Source organism: Arthrobacter terrae (assembly GCF_015708085.1).
GTDB classification, from domain to species: domain Bacteria; phylum Actinomycetota; class Actinomycetes; order Actinomycetales; family Micrococcaceae; genus Arthrobacter_M; species Arthrobacter_M terrae.
The window spans coordinates 1-23463 of sequence record NZ_JADNYM010000026.1 but is presented as its reverse complement, the minus strand read 5'-3'; the positions used below and the strand labels follow the sequence as shown (position 1 = coordinate 23463).

Below are 23463 nucleotides of genomic sequence, written 5' to 3'. Positions count from 1 at the left end.
GGACTAGAGTTTGCGGCACATTCCCAGCAAGCGCGCGAAGATTTCCTCGCCGTCTTCGGTGATGCCGTCATGATGATAATCGGCTGTTTCCCATGCCTGAAGTCCACGCACCGCTGCCGCCGTTTCCATCGACAGATCGTGATCAACATAAATGTCGTTAAGATAAACGGCCGCGGCCACCGGCACGGTGTTCCGGGCCAGTTGCCCCGGATCATACAGCGCCGGCCAGTTGTCCCTGCAGGCGAGCATTTCTGCCACGTCCGCGAGCGGTACCAGCGCCGGATCCTGCGTGAAGTACCAGGGATAGACCATTTCGCCGGTGAGCAGCGGCGCCTCGCCGCTGGGTTGGAAGTCTGCGTATTGGTCTAATACCCGCCACGCGGACCAGTTGGTGGCGTCGCCTTGGGCGTAGATCGACTCGTGCAGCAGCGCGTAGAGCGGATTGGGCCGACGGCTGACCTGGGCCGAGACCTCGGCCAGGAACAAATCCGACAGTCGCCAGCCTTCGGCGGTGGAGACGAACGCATCTTCCAATAAGTAATGCAGGGCATCCATCCGGGTATTGCCACCGAGGAAATTTCCGACCATTTGGAAGCGCTCGGGCGTTAGCCGCTCGCCCGTCGGAAGATTCTCCGTTACGTTTTCCAGGTGCCGGAATATCCGGCTGGTTAAGGCACGGTCCTCGGGGTAACGGGCAAAATACTCGGCGTTGCGTTCAGCTACCCTGGCGTACGTGGCCTGATAGACGCGGTCCGGAGAACCGGTCAATGGGGCAAGGCCTCCGGTGATCAACACCTCACGCAGGCCTTCGGGTGCGAAGGAGAGATACGTCAGGGCGCAGAACCCCCCGAAGCTCTGGCCATAAATGGTCCACGGCCCGCCCGCAATTGCGGCTCGGATAAGTTCCGCATCGGCAACGATCGAGTCAGCCCGGAAGTTCGAAAGGTACTCTGCCTGCGCTGCTGCGTTGCCTACCGAGGGCAGGGTCTGGCGTGTGGCGGGCGTGGACAGACCGGTGCCGCGTTGGTCCATCATCAGCACACGGAAGGACGCGGTGGCTTCCTTGAGCCAGCCGTTAAGGGAGGTAGGGCGAATGCCGCGGCCGCCCGGACCACCCTGCAAGTACAGCAGCCACGGGAGCCCGGCCACATCGTCGGGCGTGTGAGCGGAGGCAGTTATTTCCCGGGCGAAGATTTCCAGCTGTGTCTCCTTGGGCCGGGAGTGGTTAAGCGGAACGCTGAACCAATGATCCGTGAGCCGCATCCCTCGGGTTTCATGCGTTGTGCCCTGCCGATGTACACGTTGCTGCAGCCCACTATCGCGCGTCGCAGGAAGGGACCGTTTATCGCTCATCGGAGCTCCTCGCCGGCCGTTGCCTGGAGTCTACCGAAGCTGGCCAGGGCCTCACCGCTGAGTCGAAAGACCGACCAACCATCCATCGGCGCAGCACCGAGCCCCTGGTAAAACCTGATCGACGGCGCGTTCCAATCCAGGACGCTCCATTCCATCCGTGCATAACCCCGATCGGATGCAATGCCGGCGAGTGTCCGCAGCAGTGCCTTGCCATGTCCGGCTCCGCGCGCTTCCGGCCGGACGTAGAGGTCCTCCAGGTAGATCCCGTGCGTGCCCTCCCACGTGGAGTAGTTCAGGAACCATAGCGCGAAGCCCATAACGGCGTCCGACCCGCCGGCTGCAGGTACCGAAGTGACCGCGTCGGCCCTGCCGTCGTGGTCAATTTCATGCTCCAGCGCCACATGCGCAAAGATTTGAGGATTAGTGCCAAAGAGGGCCTGCATCAGCATCTCTTCGGTGTTCCGGACAGCATCTGGTTCCTTCTCATAGATCGCCAGATCATGGATCAGGGACAAAATCGCGGGGACGTCGGCGGGCACTGCGGCACGAATAAAAGACATGTTCCGAGCCTATCGTCTGAATCGGCCCGCCCCGGCCTGCCGGACTTCACCGGCAGCGCAGCGAAGACTCAGAGCCGGCTGAAATTCAGAACGCGTACCACCGCGGTCCCGGCCTCGTCCGATGCCGCCAAATCCACCTCTGCCGCCAGGGTCCAATCGTGGTTACCCGCCGGGTCATCAATGATCTGCCGCACCTTCCAGATGCCGGCAGCGGGGGTAATCTCCAGCAGCGACGGGCCCCGCGCGGTCGGCCCGTCGTTGAGGTACTCGTGCTCGTCCCAATATGCATCCAACGCATCAGCCCAGCGGTCAGCGTTCCAGCCGGCGCCGTCGTCGAGCGCCCCCAGCGCCGTAAAATTATCCGCGGCCGCCAATTCAATGCGCCGGAACATTTCATTGCGCACCATCACCCGGAACGCACGCTCATTACCCGTCAAGCTCGGGGGCGGGGGCGGCGGCGCATCGTGCGGCCGTGGCGCGGCACCGCTGGTCAGCTCTTCCCACTCGTCCAGCAAACTTGAATCCACCTGCCGCACCAGCTCGCCAAGCCAGGCAATAATGTCCTCCAGGTCTTCACGCAACGCGTCCTGCGGGACTGTCTGGCGCAACGCCTTATAGGCGTCTGCCAGGTAGCGCAGCACAATGCCTTCCGAACGTGCCAACGAGTAGAACTGGACAAACTCACCGAAGTTCATGGCGCGCTCATACATATCCCGGACGATCGACTTCGGCGCGAGCTCGAAGTCACCGACCCACGGGGCGCCCTTGCGGTAGACCTCGAATGACTGCTGCAGCAGCTCACCCAACGGCATCGGATAGGTGACTTCATCGAGCAGGGCCATCCTCTGGTCGTATTCCATCCCCTCGGCCTTCATCGCTGTGATGGCCTCGGTGCGAGCGTGCCGCAGCTGGGCGGAGAGGATCTGCCGTGGCTTTTCCAGCGTGGACTCAATAACGGAAACCGCGTCCAGTGCGTAACCGGCAGACTCGGGATCCAGCAGCTCCAGCGCGGCCAAGGCAAAAGGGGAGAGCGGCTGGTTCAGGGCAAAGTTCAGTTGCAGGTGCACGGTCAGCCGCACGGTGCGGCCATCACCGGTCTGCTCCTCGGGTGGGATGCGCTCCAAAATCCCGGCTCCCAAGAGCTCGCGGTAAATACCGAGCGCCTTGCGCATCAGCTTCAGCTGCGCTGCACGCGGTTCCCGGTTATTGGTCAGCAGCCGGCGTGCCGCCTGAAACGGATCGCCAGGGCGCTCCAGTAGGTTGAGCAGCATGGCGTGCGTAATGGTGAAACTGGACGTCAGAGGTTCCGGTACGGACTCCACCAGGCGGTTGAACGTCGGCTCACCCCAGCTGACAAAGCCGTCCTGCGGCTTCTTTTTCACCACCTGGCGAAGTTTTTTCGCATCATCGCCGAACTTGGCGTGTGCTTTTGCCATGGCCCTGACATTTTCCACCACATGCTCGGGCGCCTGGACGACGACGGTCCCCGCAGTGTCGTAGCCGGCCCGCCCCGCGCGGCCGGCGATCTGGTGGAATTCGCGCACCTGCAGAATCCTGGTGCGGACGCCGTCGTATTTGCTCAGCGCTGTCAGCAGCACGGTCCGGATCGGCACGTTAATACCCACGCCGAGGGTGTCTGTACCGCAGATGACCTTCAACAGGCCCGCCTGAGCGAGTTGTTCCACCAGCCGGCGGTATTTGGGCAGCATCCCCGCGTGGTGTACGCCAATGCCGTGCCGGACCAGCCGGTTGAGCGTCTTGCCGAACCCGGCGGCGAATCGGAAGCCTGCAATGAGCTCGCCGATCCTGTCCTTCTCCTCGCGGGTGCAGACGTTGATGCTCATGAGGTTTTGTGCCCGGTCAATGGCTTCGGCCTGGCTGAAATGCACCACATAAACCGGGACCTGCTTGGTGCTCAGCAGTTCCTCAAGCGTCTCGTGGATGCTGGTCTGCACGTAGTAGTAGTGCAGCGGGATTGGACGCTCCGCGGAGGAGACCGTCGTCGTCGTCCTGCCGGTCAGCTCCGTCAGCTCGCGTTCAAAGCCTGCCACCTCCCCGAGGGTCGCGGACATCAGCAGGAATTGCGCCTGTGGGAGCTCCAGCAGCGGGACCTGCCACGCCCAACCGCGTTGCGGGTCGGCGTAGAAATGGAACTCGTCCATGATCACCACGCCCAGGTCTGCGGCGGCACCTTCGCGAAGGGCAATATTGGCCAAAATTTCCGCGGTGCAGCAGATGATTGGCGCGTCCTGGTTGACCGACGAATCTCCGGTGATCATCCCCACGTTCTGGGCGCCGAAAATGTCGCACAGGGCAAAGAACTTTTCCGAAACCAGAGCCTTGATCGGAGCGGTGTAGTAACTGCGTTGTCCGGCCGAGAGTGCCTGAAAGTGAGCGCCGACTGCCACCAGAGATTTGCCCGACCCAGTGGGAGTGGACAGAATAACGTTATTGCCGGAAACGAGTTCCATCACCGCTTCCTCCTGCGCCGGGTACAGGCTCAGTCCACGCTCTTGGACCCATCCCAGGAAGGCCATGAAGACGGCGTCCGGGTCGGGGCTGCCGGAGGTGCGGGGAGGAAGCTGCTGCGCAAGATTCATGATGCCTCAAGCTTAAGGGCTAATACTGTGGCACGATCATCCCCATGGAATCGAAGATACCCGAAGGGCTGGCACTGCAGGGGCAGGCACCCGAGCGGCATGGCCAACGGGGGACGACACCGGTGTGGGATCCGGAGCAGTACGTCCGGTTTGGTGATTTACGTGACCGGCCGCTTTTTGACCTGACCGCGCGTATTGGTGCGCGGCAGCCGCGCCGGGTGATTGATCTGGGCTGCGGTCCGGGGACCCTGACCGCGTCATTGGCGCGCCGCTGGCCCGGAGCGAAGGTGGTGGGGTGGATTCATCGCCGCAGATGATCCACGCGGCGCAGCAGATACTGGCGGCACCCGATGCGCCCAAGAACCTGTCCGTTGCATTGGCGGACATCGCCGGCTGGATGCCGGAGCCGGAGACCGATGTACTGGTCTCCAATGGGGTCGCCGCAGAAACGGAAAAAATCGTACGCTAAGGCCTGGCTGCCGTGACGCATTCGAGGTAGACGGTGTTCCAGAGCACGATGGCGGCGGTGAGGAGATTGAGCCCGCTGGCTCGGTGGCGTTGTTGTTCATATTCGCGGTCCCGGATTTCGCCGAGGCGGTTGAAGAACACTGCGCGTGCGAGTGCGTTGCGTGCTTCTCCCTTGTTCAGCCCGGCATTGACCCGTCGGCGCAGTTCCACGTTTTGGAGCCAGTCCAGGATAAAGATAGTACGTTCGATGCGTCCGAGTTCGCGCAAGGCAACGGCCAGTCCGTTCTAGCGTGGGTAACTGCCAAGCTTGCGCAGCATGAGTGAGCCGTGACAGTACCTTGTTTGATCGAGGTGGCCAGCCGCAGGATCTCGTCCCAATGAGTGCCGATGGCCTTGATGTTGAGGGTGCCACCGATGAGGGGTTTGAGTGCGTCATAGGGGGTGTCTCCCGTTTGGATGTATAGCTTGGTCTCGCTCAGGTCTCGGATTCGGGGGTGCGAAGCGGAAGCCGAGTAAATGCATCAGGCCGAAGACGTGGTCGGGGAACCCGTTTGTGTCTGTGTAGTGCTCCTCGATGCGCAGATCTGACTCGTGGCAGAGCAGTCCATCGAGGACATAGGTTGCGTCCCGGACGCCAACGGTGACGACTTGGCACTGCATGGTGAGTGCTGGTCCGATATGTGGGTATAGAACATCCGACCAGGTTCGGTGCCGTACTTGGCGTTGACGTGGCCGGTGCTTTTGGGCGCGGCCACCGGCTTTGAATCGCTGCCCGTCGGAGGATGAGGTGGTGCCGTCGCCCCAGTTCCCGGCGAGGGGTTGACGGGACTGGGCATTGACCAGTTCAGCGAGGGCGGCCCCGTAGGTTTCGTCTCGGATGTGCCGGGCCTGCAGCCAGGACAATTTGGCATAGGTCGTACCGGGGCAGGATTCAGCCATCTTGGTCAGCCCAAGGTTGATGCCGTCGGCCAGAATCGTTGTCAGCAGGAGCTTCTTATCCGTGGCCGTGTCTGCGTTCTTCAGGTGAGCGAAGTGGCGTGTGAAGCCGGTCCATTCGTCGACCTCCATGAGCATGTCGGTGATCTTGACGTGCGGCAGCTGTGCCGCTGTCTGATCGATCAGCACCTGTGCGGCATCCGGCACGGCCGCGTCGACTGGGGTGATCTTCAACCCGGAGGCGGTGATGATGGCATCGGGCAGACCGTCGTTCTCGGCAAGACGGTCGGCCAGCGCCAATTGCTGTTCCAGCAGTGCATGCCGGTCGTGCAGGTATTTCTCGCAATCGCTGGATATTCCCAAGGGCAAGGTGCCAGCGAATTTGAGGTTGACGAATGTTTCCGCGGGACGAGGTATTCGTCGAAGTCCTTGAATTGGCGTGAACCCTGTACCCAGATGTCGCCTGAGCGCAGTAAGTTCTTCAGCTCCGACAGCGCACACAGCTCGTAATATCGTCGGTCGATCCCCTCGTTGGTGAAGACAAGTTTGGTCCAGCGCGGCTTGACGAATCCGGTCGGCGCCTCTGCCGGCACCTTGCGCGCGGTATCGATGTTCATGACCCGCAGCACCTCGGTGGCCGCAAGTAGGTCCTTGGCGGCCGGTGCTGCCCTCAGCGTGAGCACGGCCAGGAACGCAGGTGCATAGCGCACCGTTGGGTAGCTTTCACTGATGCGGTGTAGGAAGTCGAAATCCCCAGGTTGGGCGAGCTTTTGCGCCTCGTCCACACTGGCTGTGAAGGCATCTCATGACATGACACATTCGATCGCCATGTACGGGTCGGTACCGTTCTTCTTGGCATCCATCAAGGCGTTGCCGGTGTCGGTTCTTGGCTGTATTGAAGAGCTTGCCGATGATGCGGTCGTGCATGTCGATGATTTCATCAGTGACGGTGGCCGTGCTCTCTGCCGCCACCGCCACCAAAGTGGCGTAGCGGCGTTGTGGTTCGAACTTGGCCAGATCGGCCGGCGTCATCTGCCCGCCCTCACGGGCGATCTTGAGCAGACGGTTCTGGTGGATCTGGCGTTCGATGCCGGCGGGCAGGTCCAGCGCCTGCCAGGCTTTCAAGCGCTCAATATGTTCGAGTATGTGCCGCGAGTTCGGCTTGACCGGCGATTGGCGCAACCAGGCAAGCCGGGTGAATTTTCCTTCTTCCCGGCGTTTGAGTAGATCGTCCAAACGCCGGCGGTGGTCACCGGACAGGGCATCCGTCAAGGCGGCGTAGATACGGCGGTTGGCCAGCGTGATGGCTTCGGCGCAGATGTGTTCAATGACGTCCAATGCCGGAATTACGACGTGCTGTCGGCGAAGGGCCTCGAGCACGCTGCCTGCCAGTACGATGCCCTTATCGGACTGCAGGGCCAGTTCCGTGGCCGAATGCAGAGCATCGCGGTAGTCAGTAAGGCCAAGGGGCTTCATGCCGAGGTAGGCGCGAAGTTCAAGCAGATGCTCTCGGCGGGTTTCTTCCCGTGCGGCATACGCCGGCCAACAGATCAGGTCGATGCCAAGTTGCGCGCCAATCCAGTGCAACAGTGCGGTGGGAACATCTGCCTCGGCAGAGAGGCCTTGCCCGGGAAACGCAGCAAACACGACTGCGCAGCAACGCCTAAACGAATCGCTTCGCCACGTCTCTGGCCGATCATTGCCACGTCTGATCCGATGAAGGTGTCCTGCCTATCACCTCATCCTCAGCATCGGGCAGCGCGAGCAGGCTTTCGCGCTCGGCGGTAGACAGGATCGAACGACGGTGCATTGGTGTTCCTCTCAATAACGAAGGAAATGGAGAACCAAGGGTAGTGAAAACCTGATGTCATCGGTCGGCGATAGACATGCGCAGGCTAAGGGCTATTGGTGCCGGATTTCTTACGCTGGCCCCGTTCGACAGCCCGGTAGATGGTGGATCGGCTGATGGAGAATAGTTCGGCCATTTCGGCCATGGTGTATTCCCCCGCATCGTGCAGTTCCAGGAGGTGGGCTTCCTGCTTCACGGTGAGTTTTGGCTGTTTTCCCCGGAGTCGTCCGTTGGCCTTGGCAACCTTCATTCCTTCGCGGGTGCGCATGCTGATGAGATCGGCTTCGAACTCTGCGATCATCGCCAACACGTTGAACAGCAGTTTGCCCATTGGATCCGTGGGGTCATGGACGGAGCCACCGATGTTGAGTTTGATTTCGCGGCTGGCGAGGTCGTCGGCTATTTCGTGGGCGTCACGGACGGAACGGGCCAGGCGGTCGAGTTTGGCAACGACGAACGTGTCCCCGGCCCTGCATGCGGCGAGGGCTTCGCGGAGTCCGGCTCGGTTCTTGTTCCTGCCGGTAAAGCCATGATCAACATAGACGCGTTCCGGCTCAACGCCAAGGGCTGCCAAGGCATCACGCTGGGCGGTGAGGTCTTGCTCTTCCGTGGACACGCGGGCGTTATGTAGACACTTTGGCCGTGTCTCACTGGTGGTGTTGCCGTGGCTTTTGAATTGAAGTTTCCCGAGGAATGTCAGTGGTCGTTCCTAGAGTGGCTGACGTGATCTTATTCTACTTTTCTTCCCTCGGTTGGGCTGATTGGGATGTTTCATCGAGCCCGCCGATTCGAGAGGGCATGCCGGTGTTGATCGATGATGATCTGCAGCTGGACGACGAGCACGGTCCCCGGCCCGTAGCCGTGATTAACCAGTGGCTTCGGGATCTGCCCATCAACGGCGCGCACAGCCCCCGCACCTGGGAGGCTTACGCACTTGCGGTCAAGAGCTGGGCCGAGTTCCTTGCCTCGCACAAGGTCAGTCTCCTTGCCTCAAGGAAAGATCTCAGGGACGGCATTTCCCTGTACGCGCAGCACCGGTTATCCGGCGATTTGGGTGACCGGCTGAGCTCATCGAGCTGGAATATGGCGGTGAAGATCATCGCGGGGTTCTACCGGTGGGCGGCGGCCGAGAAATACATCGACGCCGAACCGTTTTCCTACGCCTCGCAGACCCTTTGGCGCCCGGATGGCTCCAAGGTTGAAATCCAGCGCAATTTGGCAACGCTGAGAACCGCCAATGCCCACACCGGAAGGAAGTATTTGGAGCAACCGTTTGTGGATCTGCTGATGAACGCGTTGGCGGGAAATTCACCTGATGGATCCTCTGACCCGCGGTTCCGTGGAAATGAAACCGGCCGAAACGAAGCCCTCATCGGGTTTGCCCTATCCAGCGGGCTTCGAGCCCAGGAATTCGCATATTTGACTATTTACGAGGTCCCGCCGCTGCCGGGACGCAGCAGCAGTATCCCTGTCACGTTGCCTCTGGCGCCACCTACGACCAAGGGCCGCAAGGGCCGCAGTTCGTGGGTGGACTTCGACGCACTGTCAGCCGTGCACACGTATATGGACATGGAACGGGCCACCGCGGTGCAAAGCTCCTCGTGGGATCCGGAAAACGCCCTCAGGATCGAGGAGCCAACGCATGATGGGGCAAAACTTAATGGGGGCTATCGACGCTGGCGGCATTTGACGGTCCAGGAGCGGCGCCGGTTGGTCTGTCCCGGAGGCGGCAGCGCTCTGATTGGGGTGCAGCGTGATGGGTCTCCGTTCACGGATTGGGCAACTGTTTTACGGCGGACCTCGGCGAGGATCAGGGAGTTCCATGAGCCACGCTTCCCGCACGTACACCCGCATATGCTGCGCCATACGTTCGCGATGCTCACCTTGGAACGGCTTGTCCGGGGGTATTACCAGCAGGCCGCCCGGCTCCTGGCCGATACCGGCGGCGACGATGCCATGTCCCTCTATCTCACCAAGGCCGATCCATTGTTGGTCTTGCGGGATCTTTTGGGTCATTCCAGCGTGGAGACAACTCAAGCATATTTGCATCTATTGGATACTCAGCGCATCTTCCAGGAAGCGTCCGACTCAGCCCGCCCGAGCACGACAACTGCAGACGCAATCAGCTGCGACGGAGGGGACGTTCTCTGATGGGCGCTCATCTTCGCCCCCCGTTGAGGGTTGTCTTCGAGTTGCCCTCGGCAGTTATTTATGAGCGTGATTTTGCGGATTTGCCTGATCCGATGCTTGCCACTGACATCGCCGCCGGCCTAGTTGCTGCGACCTACCCACACGGACCGATCAGAACGAAGTCTGTCGCGGTGCAGTATGTATCGACGATGCGCCGCCTCGCACGGGATTTATCCGCAGGTGGGTTCAGAGGTGGCTTCGCCGATATGAGTACGGCCGCTGTCGTCCGGTACTGGCTTGCCTGTGATTTCCATCGGGAACGCCGGATCCGTGCGGTCCTGTCCTCCTTCCATACTGCAGGCGGCCAGCTACAACCGGGCATCGTGGACCACCTTGCCGGCCGACGGATCAACCAGATCAAGCCCAGCCAGCCGAACAAACCCTACAGTGCTGCCGAATGGGAACGCCTCGCGCAAGCCTGCAACACCATGATCAAAAGCGCCAACACCGACCATCGACGGGCCGTGGAGGCCAGCGAACGAGGAATGGAGTCGTCTGATGCTTCTCTTAGCGAGGAACGTTTGGCGTGGATCATTCGGTCCTCCGGTCCATTGGCGATCAGGTCTTTGATGGAACTGTTCCCTACGGCCACCGTGGAAACTCACCAGCTGGTCGTATCCCTGCGTCGGTCCCTTTTCCCTGATCAAGATGTGGCCTTTGCCTACAATCTGCTGTTCGCCATCCGCACCGGGATCGTTCCCGACGGCATCGACGCGCTGCTCACTGGGGATGTCACCCGTACCGGTCCCTCATCGATCCTGCTGAGCTATATGAAAGGCCGGACGGGCAAGGAATCCCTCGTCCTCTCGCGAGCTGCCGTCCGGGTTCTGGATCAGTGGCTTGAGCATTCGGCGCTCTTACGTGGTCACGCCGGCGACCAAGGATCGCAACTGTGGTTAGGCACCAATCAACGGACTAAGGAAGGTGGGCGAACTATTTTCACGACTCCCCGGACGCAGTACCGCAGACGTGTCTGGGCGCAGCGGGCCGGCCTCATTGATGATGACGGCGGCCGCCTGCAGATTCATGGCGGCAGGGTCCGGGCGACCTTTCATCATCTGAAGGACCGGTCGGCGTGGACCGGACGGACAACCATTGATCCGAATCACAGTGCCAAGGTGGAAGCCGATCATTACCTCAGTTCACACACACCGGCTCAGAAGGACGCCATCGAGGGCATCATCGAGGACGCGCAGACAGACATCCGCCGAAAGGCAGCTCCGCCGCTGGTCACCAACGAACGGGACGCCGCCAAGTTCGCCCAGCAATTCCCGAACCTCGTACAGGAAGCCGAGCTGGACCTACCAGCCGTGCAGAAGCTTCTGGACGCTGAGCAGGATGTTTTTGTCGCGGCCTGCGCTTCACCGATGAAAAGTCCCTACGCGCCCGTGGGGAAGCTCTGCCCCGCCCGCCCTTGGGTATGTCTTCTCTGCCCGTTGGCGGTTTTCACAGCCCGTCATTTGCCGAATCTGCTCGGCCTCAAAGAATACTTCTCCGCCCAAGCTGCTCAATTGCCCTTGCCACAGTTCATGGGAGTGTTCGGGCCCTACGCCGCCAGATTGGATGAGGAAATCTTGCCACGATTCAGTACCTGGGAAATCGCTGCAGCAGCTGGCAATCACCAAACTCTGCCTTTGACTTTAGAGGAACAAGGATGTTATTGACTCTCGTACCGCCCTGGCATCCCAAAACAGCCAAACTCATCCGTTTGAAGGGCAGGATATCTTCGACGCTGCCGGGCTTGAGGCGTCCATCGACGTTCACCGGCCGAATTTCGATCACGATGTATGGGACATTTCCGGGCTCAAGGATGCACCCGCGACGATGGGAACATATCGCAAGCAACTCGATTTCACACTGATCATCAATCTGCAATGGCGGCTTGTCGCCAAAGAGTATTTGTTCTCCCGCCTCGCCCCTCGGCACCCGGTTGTTGCCGGCTCGGCTTCAGCATTTCGGGTTCCACTCAATCCCTCCACCCTTTGGAACGAGCTCAGACGGTTGACGCGATGGTTTAATCATCTTTCCCAGACCGGGGTGGAACACCTGGCCGAGGTCAATCAGCGGCACTGCATCTCGTATCTGAACGTAGTGGTGTGGAAGGAAGCAAAGCCAGGAGAGCCAGTCAGCCCCTCAACGATCGCCGCGCATATCCACTCGACCCAAGTCCTCCAGCAGTACTCCGGAATCCTCTCTGAAGGCTATGCCTCTGACTTTGTCCCCTGGGGCGGCAGGAGCGCCGACGATATTGCCGGATATATTCGGTCCACGGAGAACCAGGTTCCGCCGGTACCGGATACGATTTTGCGGCCGTTATTGGCCAATTCCTTCTACCTGATTGAGACGATCGGACCTCTGTTGGCCGCAGAAACTTCCCGGGCACGAGAATTCGATGAACTCCAAAAACAGTCGATTGGGGGTCTGAAACTATCGGCGAGACCCCGGCTAAGAATTGCGATAGAACGACTGCACCAAGCCGGAGTCGCCGCCCCGCGTTTATCCGCGTCCGGTATCACCAAGCGCATATCCCAGGGCTGGGATGCTAAAGATCCCCTCCTGAACTTGGCATGGCACTCGGTCGTGACCACTACAGTTGGCGCGATGGGGCATCGGCGTGATCTCGAAGCATTGCGTCCCTTGTTGGTGGCATGGGTGAACGAATGCGGCATTGAGGAGCCATGGTGCCGCGACGGCGCTCTCGTTCCGCGGCTGGATAACCAGGAACAAATACCGTGGGCCATTCCGGCCGATCGATCAGCACTCGGAACGATGAAGTCGGCCGTCGAATCCGCGGCCTTCTTCGTGATCTCTGCGCTCTCGGGGATGAGAGCTTCTGAGCTGCACGAGATCCGCGGTGGCAGCCTCGCTCGGGAGGATATGGGCAATGGTATCTACCGTCACAGGATTTCATCCCGGCGGATCAAGGGCCAACAATTTGGGGGCATTGACGATTTGTGGGTCGTGATCGAAGACGTCTACCGTGCGCTGGGCACTGTTGAATCAATCCAGGACGCCAAGTCGGGAGATTTGCTTTTCACGAAGCAGTCGAACGCTGCTCACTCGCGATACTTGCGCCTCCGTAAGTGGATGAGCGGTCCCTGCGGGCAGCGGCTTGGATTGGCAGTGGTACCGGAGGGGCCGGTCAGCCCCAGAGCCCTGCGCCGGACGCTGGCGCTGGCAATTGCCCAGCGACCTCACGGTCTGATGGCAGCGAAGTATCACCTCAAGCACCTGAGTGTGGCAACGACGGAAGGATATGCGGCCCGGCCCGGTGGACACCAAGCAGCGTTCCGCGCCGAGATCTCCGCAGCGGAAGAATCCGAACACTTACGGCTCACCGTCGCCGCATACGAGGATTACAAACAGGGGAAGCTTCCCTCCGGCCAAGGCGCCAGGGAGCTGACTAGAGTTTCGCCTCCGTCGACGAAACCCTGACCAGCCACCAACCAGGACAGGCAACCGTCATCGATGACCGCCGTGTTGAACGGCTCCTCAAAGCCAAGGCCGAGAGCTTGTTCGTAGGAGCTGCCAATTATTGTTGGTTCACGGATCCGAAAAAAGCGCTATGCCTTCAACTCGCCCAAACTCCCGACGCTACGGAGCCACTCATAGGGCTCTGCGATTCAGGACGCTGCCCCCAGGCGACACACCACGGCACCCACCGCGAAGCATGGGCCAGCCACGCTGACTCCATCAAAACAGTCTTCCTCGGAAATCCGCGCCTATCGAAGCCCGAACTTGGCCGTGCTCAAGTAACGCTAGACCGGGCCAATCGGATACTAACGGAAATCGACGACGCAGGAGCAACACATGAAAGCTGACCGATCCCAAGTAGAGAACCGAATACGGGCAGCTATCCAGACACTGCTCGCCGATGAAATCCCTCCCGGAATGAACCGTGATATCACCAGCCTCTGCGCCTTAGCCGGCGTTCCACGAGCAACCGTGTATCGGACCTATCCACACCTAAAAGCCATCTTCGAAGAACAACGTTCACATCAACAAGACACCGCCACAAACACAGACGCAGAGACCCACCAAAAAATACCTTTTGAAAAGGACCGGCTGCAATTGAAACTCACAGCGATGACAACCAAAGTCCATGAACTGGAGCATTTCAAATCCACTGCACTATCAAGGCTGGCAGCACAGCACGAGGAGATCCTCCGGCTGCGATCCCATCACACCACGGACGACAACGTGCAGAGTATTTGGTAAGCATTCTTGCCATGGCAAAGACCCCGTTCGTTCCCGATCCTAGATGGCCGCTAAACCCATAAATCTCGCTGCTCCACACGGTCTGCATCGGCTCCAGATAGGATCGATGATATGGGGAATCTACTGATCGATGCCGTTAATGTGGTCAAAAGCTTCGGCGGGAACAAAAGCACACCGGTAACACCGGTTTTGCGCGGAGTCAGCGTGCAAGTCCACCCTGGGGAGCTCGTGGCTATCGTGGGCCCGTCAGGCTCTGGCAAATCAACACTGTTGTATTGCCTATCAGGGTTGGAAGCATGCACCTCTGGGACGGTGGAGCTCTTTGGCCTCCCGATCGAGGCCATGTCCGGTAGTGAGCTTGCTTCTGTGCGGCAGAAATCGGTGGGCTTCGTGTTTCAAGCCTACAATTTGATCCCGTCACTAAGCGCCCGCGAAAACGTGGCCCTCCCCGCACGCCTGGCACGGGATAACGAAGCACTATCCCGCGTTGACGCGGCACTATCAGCCGTTGGCCTCTCTGACCGCGGAAAGCATTATCCGGCGCAGCTCTCCGGTGGACAGCAACAGCGGGTCGCGATTGCCCGCGTACTGGCAATGACTCCTAACCTCGTCTTTGCCGATGAACCCACCGGTGCCCTCGATTCACAAAGCGGCGCAGCCGTCCTAGGTCTTTTGCGGGACATTGCATCAGGTGACAGTTCAGTGGTGCTGGTGACGCATGATTTAGAAGCCGCCGCCCGCGCGGACCGGGTCCTAGTACTACGCGATGGCATCATTCATGAGGAACTCCATCACCCGGATCCGACCGCAATCCTCGTATCCGTCGAGCGGGCCAGAAAAGAATCGGCCTCACCCGAGTCGGTGGCCTGAGAATGTTACGACTCGTCCTAGCAGAGCTCCGACACAACCTACGACTGTGGGTTGGTGCGTTCATTGTCATCGCCGCCGCTGCCACAATCTTAGCAATCTCCGCCGGCCTATTCTCCACAGCCTTCGATCTGTGGACCACCGACCTGATCGGGGATCAAGATATCGAAGGCATCATTGGATTCGCGGCCATGCCAGCCTTCCTGGTGGCCATCACAACGGTCGTGGTTATCACCTCGGTTGCTCAACTCACTGTAAGCGAACAACGACATTCCTACGCCCTCTGGCAACTCGTCGGGGTCTCACCACGCAAAGTCACCGGCGTCGTCATGCGCCAACTTGCCATCTTGTCGCTGCTAGCAGCAGCCACAGGTGTGCTGGTGGGCTGGCCCTTCATTCAGCCCTTATTCGACTGGCTGGGCACAAGAGTCCCATCACTGGCAGGGCTGACGGCATCCCTGTCACCGGTAGCCGTGGCCCTGGTGGTTTTGGCTTCAGTTCTACTGACACTAGTTGGTGGGATCCGCCCAGCTCGGGCTGCCGGGGCGACCCCGCCAATTATGGCCTTGCGCTCTTCTGCAACGCCTCACGGCGGGATGAGCATTGCCCGATGGATCTGGTGCGCCCTGCTACTGCTCGCTGGTGTTGGAATGGGCGCTGGAATCCAATCGATTCCACTCTCAGGTATCGGATCAACAGGCGTCTTCATTCCGTTCGTTTTCGGATGCGCAGTGGCTTGCATGGGACCAATACTGGTACCGCTTCTTCTAAGGGCCTGGACAGCCCTGATCCCGCTCACATTGTCACCATCGTGGTTTCTTGCTCGCAATGCCAGCAGGTACCGTGTCACCCAAAGTGCCAGCGCCATCGTTCCGCTCTCATTGGGCCTTATCCTGGTCGGTTCATTTACCAGTGTTCTGGCCATGTTTGACCAAGCACTCACACTAGAGTCCGGGAGGGGTGGACCGCCCGCCGACACGACAGCAAACCTGGTCGTTTACGGGGCTCCTTTGATCCTGGCGACGCTGGCGGCCGCAGTGACCGTGTTCATGTCAGGACGAGCGCGTGAACGGGAAAATGCACTTATTCTCGCTGCAGGAACAACCCGTGCCACCATCATCGCCACGGCTGTTCTCGAAGCTGTCATCTACACGGCGACAGCAACAATTCTTGCCTTGATTGTCCTCATCCCGTCATTGGGAATCGTTTGGGCGGGCATGGATAAAGTAGTTCCCCGCACGGAGTTCATCTTCGACTGGATTCCCTTCGCCGGCCTTGCTGTGCTCGGGTTAGCAGCCCTCATCATCTCGACTGTTGCACCCACCATTTATGCCAACCGAATCAGTATCCGGGCAGCCCTCGCAGCATAAGTACATGGAGCTGCACTAGAAACGATTTTTGAATTCGAAGATCGGAATCCGCCCATAGGCCGGACAAGAACCTAGTAGATAAGCGACAGCAACTGAAAACGTTGGAGTTGAGCTGAGACGGGGCTCTAGCGGACGTGTCTCACGCCCACATATCGCCCATAGCCGACCATGATCTTAGACATGTAGGTCAGTGTGTCATATAGGACCCCGTCACCGGACTTGTTACCGGACACCCTATACGGACACTTGATAAGCCACACTTTGCAAAGCAGGAGGTCAGCGGATGCTGTGTTCGGTGGAGGACCGGCTTGCGGGACAACCTCAAATAGCTACACGAGACACGCTTCAAAGATGCTAAATCTGCAGATCGTGCTAGAAACTCGGACTGGATGTTCCGGGGGAACCCTATTCGGTCATCCCAATTGCAACTAGACACTTGCCCGGACGGACTCTTCCTCCCGTCATGTAACCGGTTGAAGCCGCTATGCTCAAGCGTGACAAGAGCCCCCTCTGCCGGGACTTATTGATCAGCTAAGGGGGAGAGCTCTGATGAGTAAAGACGCGCGCCTTGACCTGCCTGCGGAATGGACAGGAAATTGGTGGCTTCCAGAGAACCCCGAACACCCCGTCCCAGGCGTATTGCGATACGAGCCCGAAGAAGGTCTCAGACTCTTGCTTATCGGTGGTTTCGAGGACCGAACTTTTCATCCCATTGATGGTGGTATGGACGAAGCGGATGAAACGTTTACCTGGCCGCTCCTCTTGGGCAGTGCTGATAATAAAGAAATCACGCTCCTCGACTGCCTCTCGGTGAGCAGCGAGTCCTACGGGCTGGGGGTCGGCGGCCTTCATAAGCAGACAGTCTCCGCACTGACCGCCCTTGTCGGAGTGCACTTGAAGAACGTCGACCAGGAGGCTTTCACTAAGTGTGAGGTATCGGTGGAGAACCTCAACCTATGGTCCGACTCATCGGTATTCACCAAGACGCTTGGAATAAAGGACGAAAAGCTCAACGGTGAAGGTTCGATCCACGTTAAACCCACAAATGAACCCTCGGTGGCAGTGAGCGGAACGATGATCAGCCTCGCACACGTCCATACACTGCCCCACTTCGACCACATGCGCGGCCAAACGCGCGGGCGGATGCGAGACACGGTCCACGTGAGGTTCGAGCCCACGAAGGCCTGCTCGCTGGCGGGCGCCCGCGAATATGCTCGCGCTATCCAAGACCTAGTGTCCTTAGCGACCCATACAGCCTGCGCAATTCTGTGGATTCAGCTGCGTATGCCTCCGAAAGACCGGGACTACTACCCGGAGGGATATCCGATTCGTGACCGCGAAGTCAAGGTGTACTTCCAGGGCACCGTTCGCGGGGACGCCGAAGCGAAAGCCCTGAATAGAAATGACGTTCTCTTCACGTGCCACGACCTCCCGTTCGAGGAGATCATGCCCAGATGGTGGGATATTCGCCAGAGATTCCAGCCGGCGTCGAATATGATCCTCGGCCTGCGCTACGCGCCGGCGCGATACGTGGAAGGGAACCTGTTGACCGCCACAGGTGCCGCGGAAGTATTACACCGTGCGCTAAGAATCGACGAGTCCCCAATCCCTAAGGAGGACTTTGGTCCTCTACGTGAAGTCCTCCTGGATCAGACTCCGGACAAGTACCGCTCTTGGGTCAAGGGAAAACTACGCAACGAACCTACACTGCGAGAGCGCCTGATTGCTCTCGCAGCTCTGCCGGACGAGGAAACGATGTCAACATTAGTCCCCGACATCGACCAGTGGGCCAAAGTGACAACACAGGCTCGTAACGACCTGGCCCACAATGGCCAGACACCCAAACAATCCATAGATCAGTTGCTAGCGAGCGTGAAAGTGACGAGCGCGGTCGTTATTTTTAACCTTCTCCAGGTACTAGGAGTCCCCGGAGAACGGCAACGCGAAGTCATCCATCGCAACAGCGAACTTCACCAGACAGCGATGCAAGCCCGAATCCACCTGACCGTCTCCGAAAAATAGACACCGAACCCACTATCTAGCGAGCGGGAATGGTCATCGGCGAAGCTCAAGGACGTCAGGCACTCAAGAGCCTTGGCTGACAGTAGATACCTCGCGTCATTGGGATTACCCAACCCGGACTGCATAGGAGTGAGCTAAAACTTCTTTGCTCTATGACCAGACGATTAGCTCATCACCGTCCCGCAGGAGGTTCCACCTGCGGGTGGATGAAGAGAAAGACTCAGTCGTGTTTGGATGAAGCATGAATATCCAACAGATCCGACTCCTGCGTATCGCCGTCGTCATGCTTGCGCTTGGGTCGATCCTGGCCCAAGTTTTCATCACGCCGCACGTCGCGAGGTCCTTCGCGGAAGCATATCCTGAGGTCGCCTACCTGGAGCGCCCGTACACTATCGCCGTCATCGTTGCGATCGCCGGCTTTGAGCTGGCACTGCTGGCGGTCTGGCAAATTCTCTCGATTGTGAAGCGGGGAGCAGCGTTCACCGGGTCACCAATGCGTTGGGTCAATTTCATGACAACCTGCTTCCTCTTCACCGCAGCGACATTGATCGGGATCATCATGCACGCCACTTTCATTGCAAACATTGGTACCCCCGCTATGCTCTTCGGGCTTCTCGCCTCTATCGCTTTCGGAGCAAGCGCGCTTGTCTTGAGGACGGCAGTGAAGCGCGGACTCCTAACCCGGATATTCCAAGATGACCCTGAGCAAGGCATCCCTGGCCCGTAGACCGACGTGCTTCACACTTTGCGTACGTGTTAATTACGCTGGTGCCGTCAGAAAGGTTTCGCCTGTCCCGGTCAAGGTTCCCCAGCGGACAGCCCAACAGACCTCGAGTCCATGGTTGCGACAGGCGCTCAGACTAGCCGGTGGAGGACCGGCTTACGGGACAGTCGACTACGTCTATACGAGACACCCTATGCGGAGAGTGAACCGTTCCTGGTTTGATGCCGCCGGGTCTAGGAATCCACTGGAGGCAATGAAGTCCGATCCGTCTGCATTGGCAAAATCCCCAAACGGTTGACTTTAGTTAGTATAGAGCGTTGACTTTCCAGTATGGAAAATGACTCGGTTGGTTCACTCGATGCTCTATCGACTATGAATGAGGGTCACAAACAGGCCATAAAGCGTGTTCGCTCTCCGTGGTGGTACTACCCGATTCTCGGTATCGCTTTTGCTGGCCTAGAGTTGGCTTTTGCCCTGAGCGCCACTCTCGTACGCACCCTTGTTATCGTGGGTGTCATCGTTGTAGCGCGACTGGCGGAAAGAGGGTATCGACGAGTCAAAGGAACCTGGGTTGGGGGTCTTCGAAGCGGGAAGGCTACATGGCTGTCAATTGGTTTTCTTCTGATCGCAGTGGGAACAATCGTTGCCGGAAGTCTCCTCACGAACAACGTTGGGCAGCCATGGCCAGCATGGATCATGGCAATGGCAATCCTGTTTGAAACGCTTATTTACGGGTTTTTCTTTGACCTCTCAATTCAGCGAAAACTGCGCCCAGCCCAATCATGAACACGGGAGTTGGCGCATTCAACGAGACGATCCACCCGGCCCGACGGCTGTATATTTGCTCGTTCTTAGCCACCGTCGACGAGGCAGAATTCGGGACGTTGCGCGACGCGGCGGGGATCAGCGACTCGTCATTGAGCAAACACTTGGCAGCACTCGCTGACGCGGGATACGTACGCATCCTCAAACCCACCGGCCGAGGTCGGGCACGCACATGGGTAGCGTTGACAACCGAGGGGCGTGAAGCATTCGCCAGTCACCGTCGAGCCCTTCAGCTCGTTCTGGGAGCCTAGGCCTTTAGGCGGAAGACTCGCACAACAAGAAATGGCGGGGCGAACAGGAAATTCTGTTATACCCACCATTTCTTTAGACCTTCGGTTCAAGGCTGCAAAGCACTCAAGCTGTGCAGGCTCTCGCGAAACTGATGCCACCGACCGCTGCCGAAAGTACCCATGCGATTGTTCCCTCCGGGGTCAGTACGACGATGGCAGCTCCAACTAATGCGATAGCGCAGTCAACGGTTATTGCGTTCGGATTGGAGATGGCACCGGAGGTCGTCAAGCTGACGGCCCGCACCTGTACCCCGTTGATGTACGTCTGGAGATAGCTCCCGTGACAATTGGACAGCGGCTCCCCCTGGGGCAGGAAGTAACTGCTGCCGTCTGTACCGACGCAGTTGTAGTAATACTGACCAGCTGGCTCCCTGGGGGAGACTATGTTGCTGCTGTTGTTACTGGCTGGTCCTGCCGCCAGCACGCTCAATGGCACGGCGACACCCATTTTGAAGTGTGCTGGCCGCGAGGTGACAACGCTCGAGGAGGAATGATTGGCGCCGCTGTGCGAGACTTCCGCCGCATTGGCCGGTGAGGCGACAAACAAGCCCGCCAAAATGATTATCGCACTTGTAAGAATGGCCATGGTTCGATTTTTCACGAAATACTCCGTTCCTTTCACGACTACAAGTCGTCCCACATTTGCGGGGATGAAAGCCGTGTACGTGAATGAGGCTACGTCTTGGACGCCTGTCCAAGGAGCGATTTCCTGACATTTTTCATTGGTCTGGAGTGACGACTGTGCAACACTCCATATATGGGGATGAAACAACACGCGTCAGATTTCGCTATTGCCGCTTATCTCGGAGAGTCAAACACGGCGTCCTTGATTCTGAACGCAGCAGTAATCGAATTCGATGAGTTGGGTTTCGAAAAGGCGAGTTTCGCGAGCGTCGCAAAGAGAAGCGGCGTGTCCAAGTCGCTCGTTAGCTACCACTTCCCTACTAAGACAATGCTCGGGTGCTCCGTCTTGAATACGGCTTATCCTTCGGGCATATTTATGGGCTCAGTCCGGCACGTCGACTCACCGGTGGCTGAGCTGCTCTACGCGGCCACTAGTGTCGCGTTGCACGTGGTTCACACTCCGTTGGCGCGAGCTGCGATCAAACTTCGCCGCGAGCTGGAAGGCAATGCTGTTGGACTTCCATGCCGCTATAGCGGTTGGACTGCACACGCTGCTGGCTTGTTCGGCGAGGCGCAACGAGCTGAACTGATTGATGCGACGGTGAACATCGGTTTCCATTCACGCCTCGTTGTCGGAACAGTGGCGGGCCTGATCTCAGTGGCAGAGTCAACGGGAAGTTTCGTCACTTTGCCTTCCGATGTGAACGAAGCTATCCGTTGCCAACTTTCCGTCATGGGCTCTATTGGCGACTTACCCGTTCCATACCCAGAGGCTTGGTGAACGGAAAAATCCTTCTTACTACGTGATGCAAGCACCTCGTCGTCTCGATTTGCCGTGCTGAGTGTGTCGGGGCTTCCGCTCCGCTCCGCGGCGCAGTCGGGACGGAAGAGAAGCGGCTTCGTCGAGTTCTTCCGATGCCACCGTCAAATGCCCACGAGACCCCTTAAGAGACCAACGAATTAGGGTGAGTCTTCCAATGGGCAGTTCCACGTGACGACCGGATTACGGGACTCTTCGAAGAAGTGCAATTGATCGCCTCATATGGATGTCACGAGGCTTACTCCGAACAGCAACCTGGCCTGTTACGTCCTATGCACAGATGACTTTCGTTCGTAGGATGAGGCATGAGTAAAACTGCCAGACGAGTCATCTGGATAGCCGGATTCCTCATTATGCTCTGGGTTATGTATCAGTTGTTTAGTTGGCTGGGCCCCTTGCTTTTATTGCTAACCGGAGCAATTGGCGGAGTCGCCACTGTCTTTATCAATCGAGAGATCAAGAGGAACAAATAGCTCTCGCATCTTCAAACCCGGCCTACTGGACCACCCAACCCATTATGTCCAGTTGTGTCCACGAACCGGCAAAAGCGGCTGCTCATGGTCAACTGTTTCCCGCTGAAGGTTCAGCTTACGAACGCTGGGGTATGGCCGTTAGCTCCGGGTCGTGAACTGGACCTGGATGCGCTTGAGCTCAGCGCGTGGAAGCACAGCTGTCACGACGCCACCACCTGGGAATTGGGCTCCGATGCCGTACACGAATGGGTCCGTATCGACCTCTGCACCGGGCACGTCAATTCCGTTGACGACGGTCCTGGCCTGGCCGTTGACCATCCGGCCGGTTACTGCGGGTGCGTGCTGGTCCCACGGGTTGCCGTCCGGCCATAGCTCCTCCCGGTACTGATTCATGAGGATGTGGTTGACGTGGTCAACCAGGAGGTTTCGAACCGAGGAACGTTCGGATGGATTGCGGTGCCAGGTGGTTCGCACGGCCTCCCACAGCTGCGGATAGCGCAGTCGCTCCACGTACTCGATCAGCCAGGGAGGCCGCGGCCATGGCGGAACTTCCTCGATCGACCTGCGTGTCGTCTCGTCCAGGTCCGCGAGGTTTACCGGGTCTGAGCGGTCATCCGGATTTCTCCAGAGCGTATAGGTGATGCTCGCCGTCATTTCGCTATACCCAACCTCACCCCCGCTGTAGCTCAGACCCACGGCATCCCAGTCCTCCAACGCTGGTTGGGGCATGAGCCCCATCACCGGAATGGGCATGAGTTTCAGGCTCTCGACCAGTTCCGCGCCGGGATCGGGGGCGTCTTCGGGGAGAATTCCAGCCGCTCTCATACCTCGACTATGAACTCTTGCACCTGGAACAAGCCAAGGTGCCCGGCGAACGATCCTTCAACGGGCGTTCCTTCAGCGGATTGATCAGAGGTTGAGCGCGGACAGCACCCTCGTGCGAAGCAGCTGGCACTCGCTGACGTACGCTCGGGGCCCTCCCGGCGGTCGGACGACGACGCGGGGCTCCCCGATGATGCGGTGACTTTTGAATTGCTCTCGGGTGAGGTCGATCTCGAGGCCACCGGGGAACCCGTTCCAGTAATGGACTTCGTCCTCCTCGTTGCCGCCTCTGAGGTGTGTCAAGGATGTGAGACAGTCGGCTAGTTTCTTTTTGGTTAGGCAGCGGCTGGAAGCGGCTGCTGGTTTGGCTTGAAATTGGTCATGGCGGTGGCCGGTGGAAGGCCTTTGTTGTGGCTGTGTGGGCGCCAGCGGTTATAGAAGACCTCGATGTA

The 23463-nt window shown here is 58.9% G+C and carries 24 protein-coding genes and 1 pseudogene; 13 read left to right on the top strand and 12 right to left on the bottom strand.

Going from position 1 to position 23463, the window contains the following annotated elements; genetic code table 11:
- Positions 1 to 3: 3 nt before the first annotated feature.
- The 3 genes from IV500_RS17555 to IV500_RS17545 all read right to left on the bottom strand — a co-directional run bounded on the left by IV500_RS17555 (position 4) and on the right by IV500_RS17545 (position 4513).
- On the bottom strand, positions 4 to 1353 hold the full coding sequence (locus IV500_RS17555) for an alpha/beta fold hydrolase (RefSeq protein WP_230855130.1): 1350 nt from the start codon (positions 1351 to 1353) through the stop codon (positions 4 to 6).
- The gene (locus tag IV500_RS17550) at positions 1350 to 1913 is read right to left on the bottom strand and encodes a GNAT family N-acetyltransferase (RefSeq protein ID WP_196398113.1); all 564 of its coding nucleotides are present in this window, start codon (positions 1911 to 1913) and stop codon (positions 1350 to 1352) included. Before IV500_RS17550 ends, IV500_RS17555 begins: the two co-directional genes overlap by 4 nt.
- Before the next feature lie 68 nt (positions 1914 to 1981).
- Positions 1982 to 4513 (bottom strand): DEAD/DEAH box helicase, encoded by a 2532-nt coding sequence (locus IV500_RS17545; protein ID WP_196398112.1) that lies wholly within the window; start codon positions 4511 to 4513, stop codon positions 1982 to 1984.
- A gap of 44 nt (positions 4514 to 4557) precedes the next feature.
- Here IV500_RS17545 and IV500_RS17540 point away from each other — a divergent pair, with 44 nt between their 5' ends.
- Together IV500_RS17540 and IV500_RS22195 are read left to right on the top strand one after the other, a co-directional pair.
- Positions 4558 to 4830: a class I SAM-dependent methyltransferase gene (locus tag IV500_RS17540; protein WP_312875976.1), complete on the top strand. Its 273-nt coding sequence runs from the start codon at positions 4558 to 4560 to the stop codon at positions 4828 to 4830.
- A complete protein-coding gene (locus IV500_RS22195; RefSeq protein ID WP_312875975.1) occupies positions 4809 to 4982 on the top strand; it encodes a hypothetical protein in 174 nt (57 codons plus the stop codon). Before IV500_RS17540 ends, IV500_RS22195 begins: the two co-directional genes overlap by 22 nt.
- Here the strand turns inward: IV500_RS22195 and IV500_RS21995 are convergent.
- The 6 genes and pseudogenes from IV500_RS21995 to IV500_RS17530 form a co-directional block, all read right to left on the bottom strand.
- Positions 4979 to 5248, bottom strand: coding sequence for a Tn3 family transposase (locus IV500_RS21995; protein WP_281064066.1), 270 nt, complete (start codon positions 5246 to 5248; stop codon positions 4979 to 4981). The two genes, IV500_RS22195 and IV500_RS21995, sit on opposite strands and share 4 nt — an antisense overlap.
- Positions 5158 to 5439 carry a Tn3 family transposase gene (locus IV500_RS21990; RefSeq protein WP_312875977.1) on the bottom strand — a complete coding sequence of 94 codons (282 nt, stop codon included), beginning with the start codon at positions 5437 to 5439 and terminating at the stop codon, positions 5158 to 5160. The genes IV500_RS21995 and IV500_RS21990 overlap by 91 nt, the downstream gene beginning before the upstream one ends.
- Positions 5414 to 6217, bottom strand: coding sequence for a Tn3 family transposase (locus IV500_RS21985; protein ID WP_281064065.1), 804 nt, complete (start codon positions 6215 to 6217; stop codon positions 5414 to 5416). Before IV500_RS21985 ends, IV500_RS21990 begins: the two co-directional genes overlap by 26 nt.
- Positions 6148 to 6702, bottom strand: coding sequence for a hypothetical protein (locus IV500_RS21645; RefSeq protein WP_230855129.1), 555 nt, complete (start codon positions 6700 to 6702; stop codon positions 6148 to 6150). The genes IV500_RS21985 and IV500_RS21645 overlap by 70 nt, the downstream gene beginning before the upstream one ends.
- Positions 6641 to 7617, bottom strand: a pseudogene (locus IV500_RS21640) (DUF4158 domain-containing protein). The gene IV500_RS21645 and the pseudogene IV500_RS21640 overlap by 62 nt, the downstream one beginning before the upstream one ends.
- A gap of 195 nt (positions 7618 to 7812) precedes the next feature.
- Positions 7813 to 8382 carry a recombinase family protein gene (locus IV500_RS17530; RefSeq protein WP_196398111.1) on the bottom strand — a complete coding sequence of 190 codons (570 nt, stop codon included), beginning with the start codon at positions 8380 to 8382 and terminating at the stop codon, positions 7813 to 7815.
- A 107-nt stretch (positions 8383 to 8489) separates the two neighbouring features.
- On the opposite strand from IV500_RS17530, the gene IV500_RS17525 reads away from it, so the two are divergent.
- The 10 genes from IV500_RS17525 (at position 8490) to IV500_RS17480 (ending at position 20233) form a co-directional block, all read left to right on the top strand.
- The gene (locus IV500_RS17525; protein ID WP_312875974.1) at positions 8490 to 9917 is read left to right on the top strand and encodes a tyrosine-type recombinase/integrase; all 1428 of its coding nucleotides are present in this window, start codon (positions 8490 to 8492) and stop codon (positions 9915 to 9917) included.
- Positions 9918 to 10162: 245 nt separating this feature from the next.
- Positions 10163 to 11620: a hypothetical protein gene (locus IV500_RS17520; protein WP_196398110.1), complete on the top strand. Its 1458-nt coding sequence runs from the start codon at positions 10163 to 10165 to the stop codon at positions 11618 to 11620.
- Between the two features lie 160 nt (positions 11621 to 11780).
- Complete coding sequence (locus IV500_RS17515; RefSeq protein WP_196398109.1) at positions 11781 to 13391, top strand: integrase; 1611 nt, start codon at positions 11781 to 11783, stop codon at positions 13389 to 13391.
- 375 nt (positions 13392 to 13766) lie between these two features.
- Complete coding sequence (locus IV500_RS17510; protein WP_196398108.1) at positions 13767 to 14174, top strand: hypothetical protein; 408 nt, start codon at positions 13767 to 13769, stop codon at positions 14172 to 14174.
- Positions 14175 to 14285: 111 nt separating this feature from the next.
- A complete protein-coding gene (locus IV500_RS17505) occupies positions 14286 to 15044 on the top strand; it encodes an ABC transporter ATP-binding protein (protein ID WP_196398107.1) in 759 nt (252 codons plus the stop codon).
- 2 nt (positions 15045 to 15046) lie between these two features.
- On the top strand, positions 15047 to 16411 hold the full coding sequence (locus IV500_RS17500) for an FtsX-like permease family protein (RefSeq protein ID WP_196398106.1): 1365 nt from the start codon (positions 15047 to 15049) through the stop codon (positions 16409 to 16411).
- A 549-nt stretch (positions 16412 to 16960) separates the two neighbouring features.
- A complete protein-coding gene (locus IV500_RS17495) occupies positions 16961 to 18433 on the top strand; it encodes an ApeA N-terminal domain 1-containing protein (RefSeq protein WP_230855127.1) in 1473 nt (490 codons plus the stop codon).
- A 241-nt stretch (positions 18434 to 18674) separates the two neighbouring features.
- Complete coding sequence (locus tag IV500_RS17490) at positions 18675 to 19160, top strand: DUF2975 domain-containing protein (RefSeq protein ID WP_196398105.1); 486 nt, start codon at positions 18675 to 18677, stop codon at positions 19158 to 19160.
- Positions 19161 to 19487: 327 nt separating this feature from the next.
- Positions 19488 to 19943: a hypothetical protein gene (locus tag IV500_RS17485; protein WP_196398104.1), complete on the top strand. Its 456-nt coding sequence runs from the start codon at positions 19488 to 19490 to the stop codon at positions 19941 to 19943.
- Positions 19940 to 20233: a transcriptional regulator gene (locus tag IV500_RS17480; protein WP_196398103.1), complete on the top strand. Its 294-nt coding sequence runs from the start codon at positions 19940 to 19942 to the stop codon at positions 20231 to 20233. The genes IV500_RS17485 and IV500_RS17480 overlap by 4 nt, the downstream gene beginning before the upstream one ends.
- A gap of 103 nt (positions 20234 to 20336) precedes the next feature.
- Here the strand turns inward: IV500_RS17480 and IV500_RS17475 are convergent, their stop codons facing one another.
- Complete coding sequence (locus IV500_RS17475; protein ID WP_196398102.1) at positions 20337 to 20858, bottom strand: hypothetical protein; 522 nt, start codon at positions 20856 to 20858, stop codon at positions 20337 to 20339.
- Positions 20859 to 21029: 171 nt separating this feature from the next.
- On the opposite strand from IV500_RS17475, the gene IV500_RS17470 reads away from it, so the two are divergent.
- The gene (locus IV500_RS17470) at positions 21030 to 21677 is read left to right on the top strand and encodes a TetR family transcriptional regulator (RefSeq protein ID WP_196398101.1); all 648 of its coding nucleotides are present in this window, start codon (positions 21030 to 21032) and stop codon (positions 21675 to 21677) included.
- 650 nt (positions 21678 to 22327) lie between these two features.
- On the opposite strand, the gene IV500_RS17465 is transcribed toward IV500_RS17470, so the two are convergent.
- Entirely contained in the window at positions 22328 to 23014 is a 687-nt protein-coding gene (locus IV500_RS17465) for a hypothetical protein (protein ID WP_196398100.1), read from the bottom strand.
- Between the two features lie 84 nt (positions 23015 to 23098).
- Entirely contained in the window at positions 23099 to 23314 is a 216-nt protein-coding gene (locus IV500_RS22440; protein WP_446680233.1) for a YunG family protein, read from the bottom strand.
- Between the last annotated feature and the right edge of the window lie 149 nt (positions 23315 to 23463).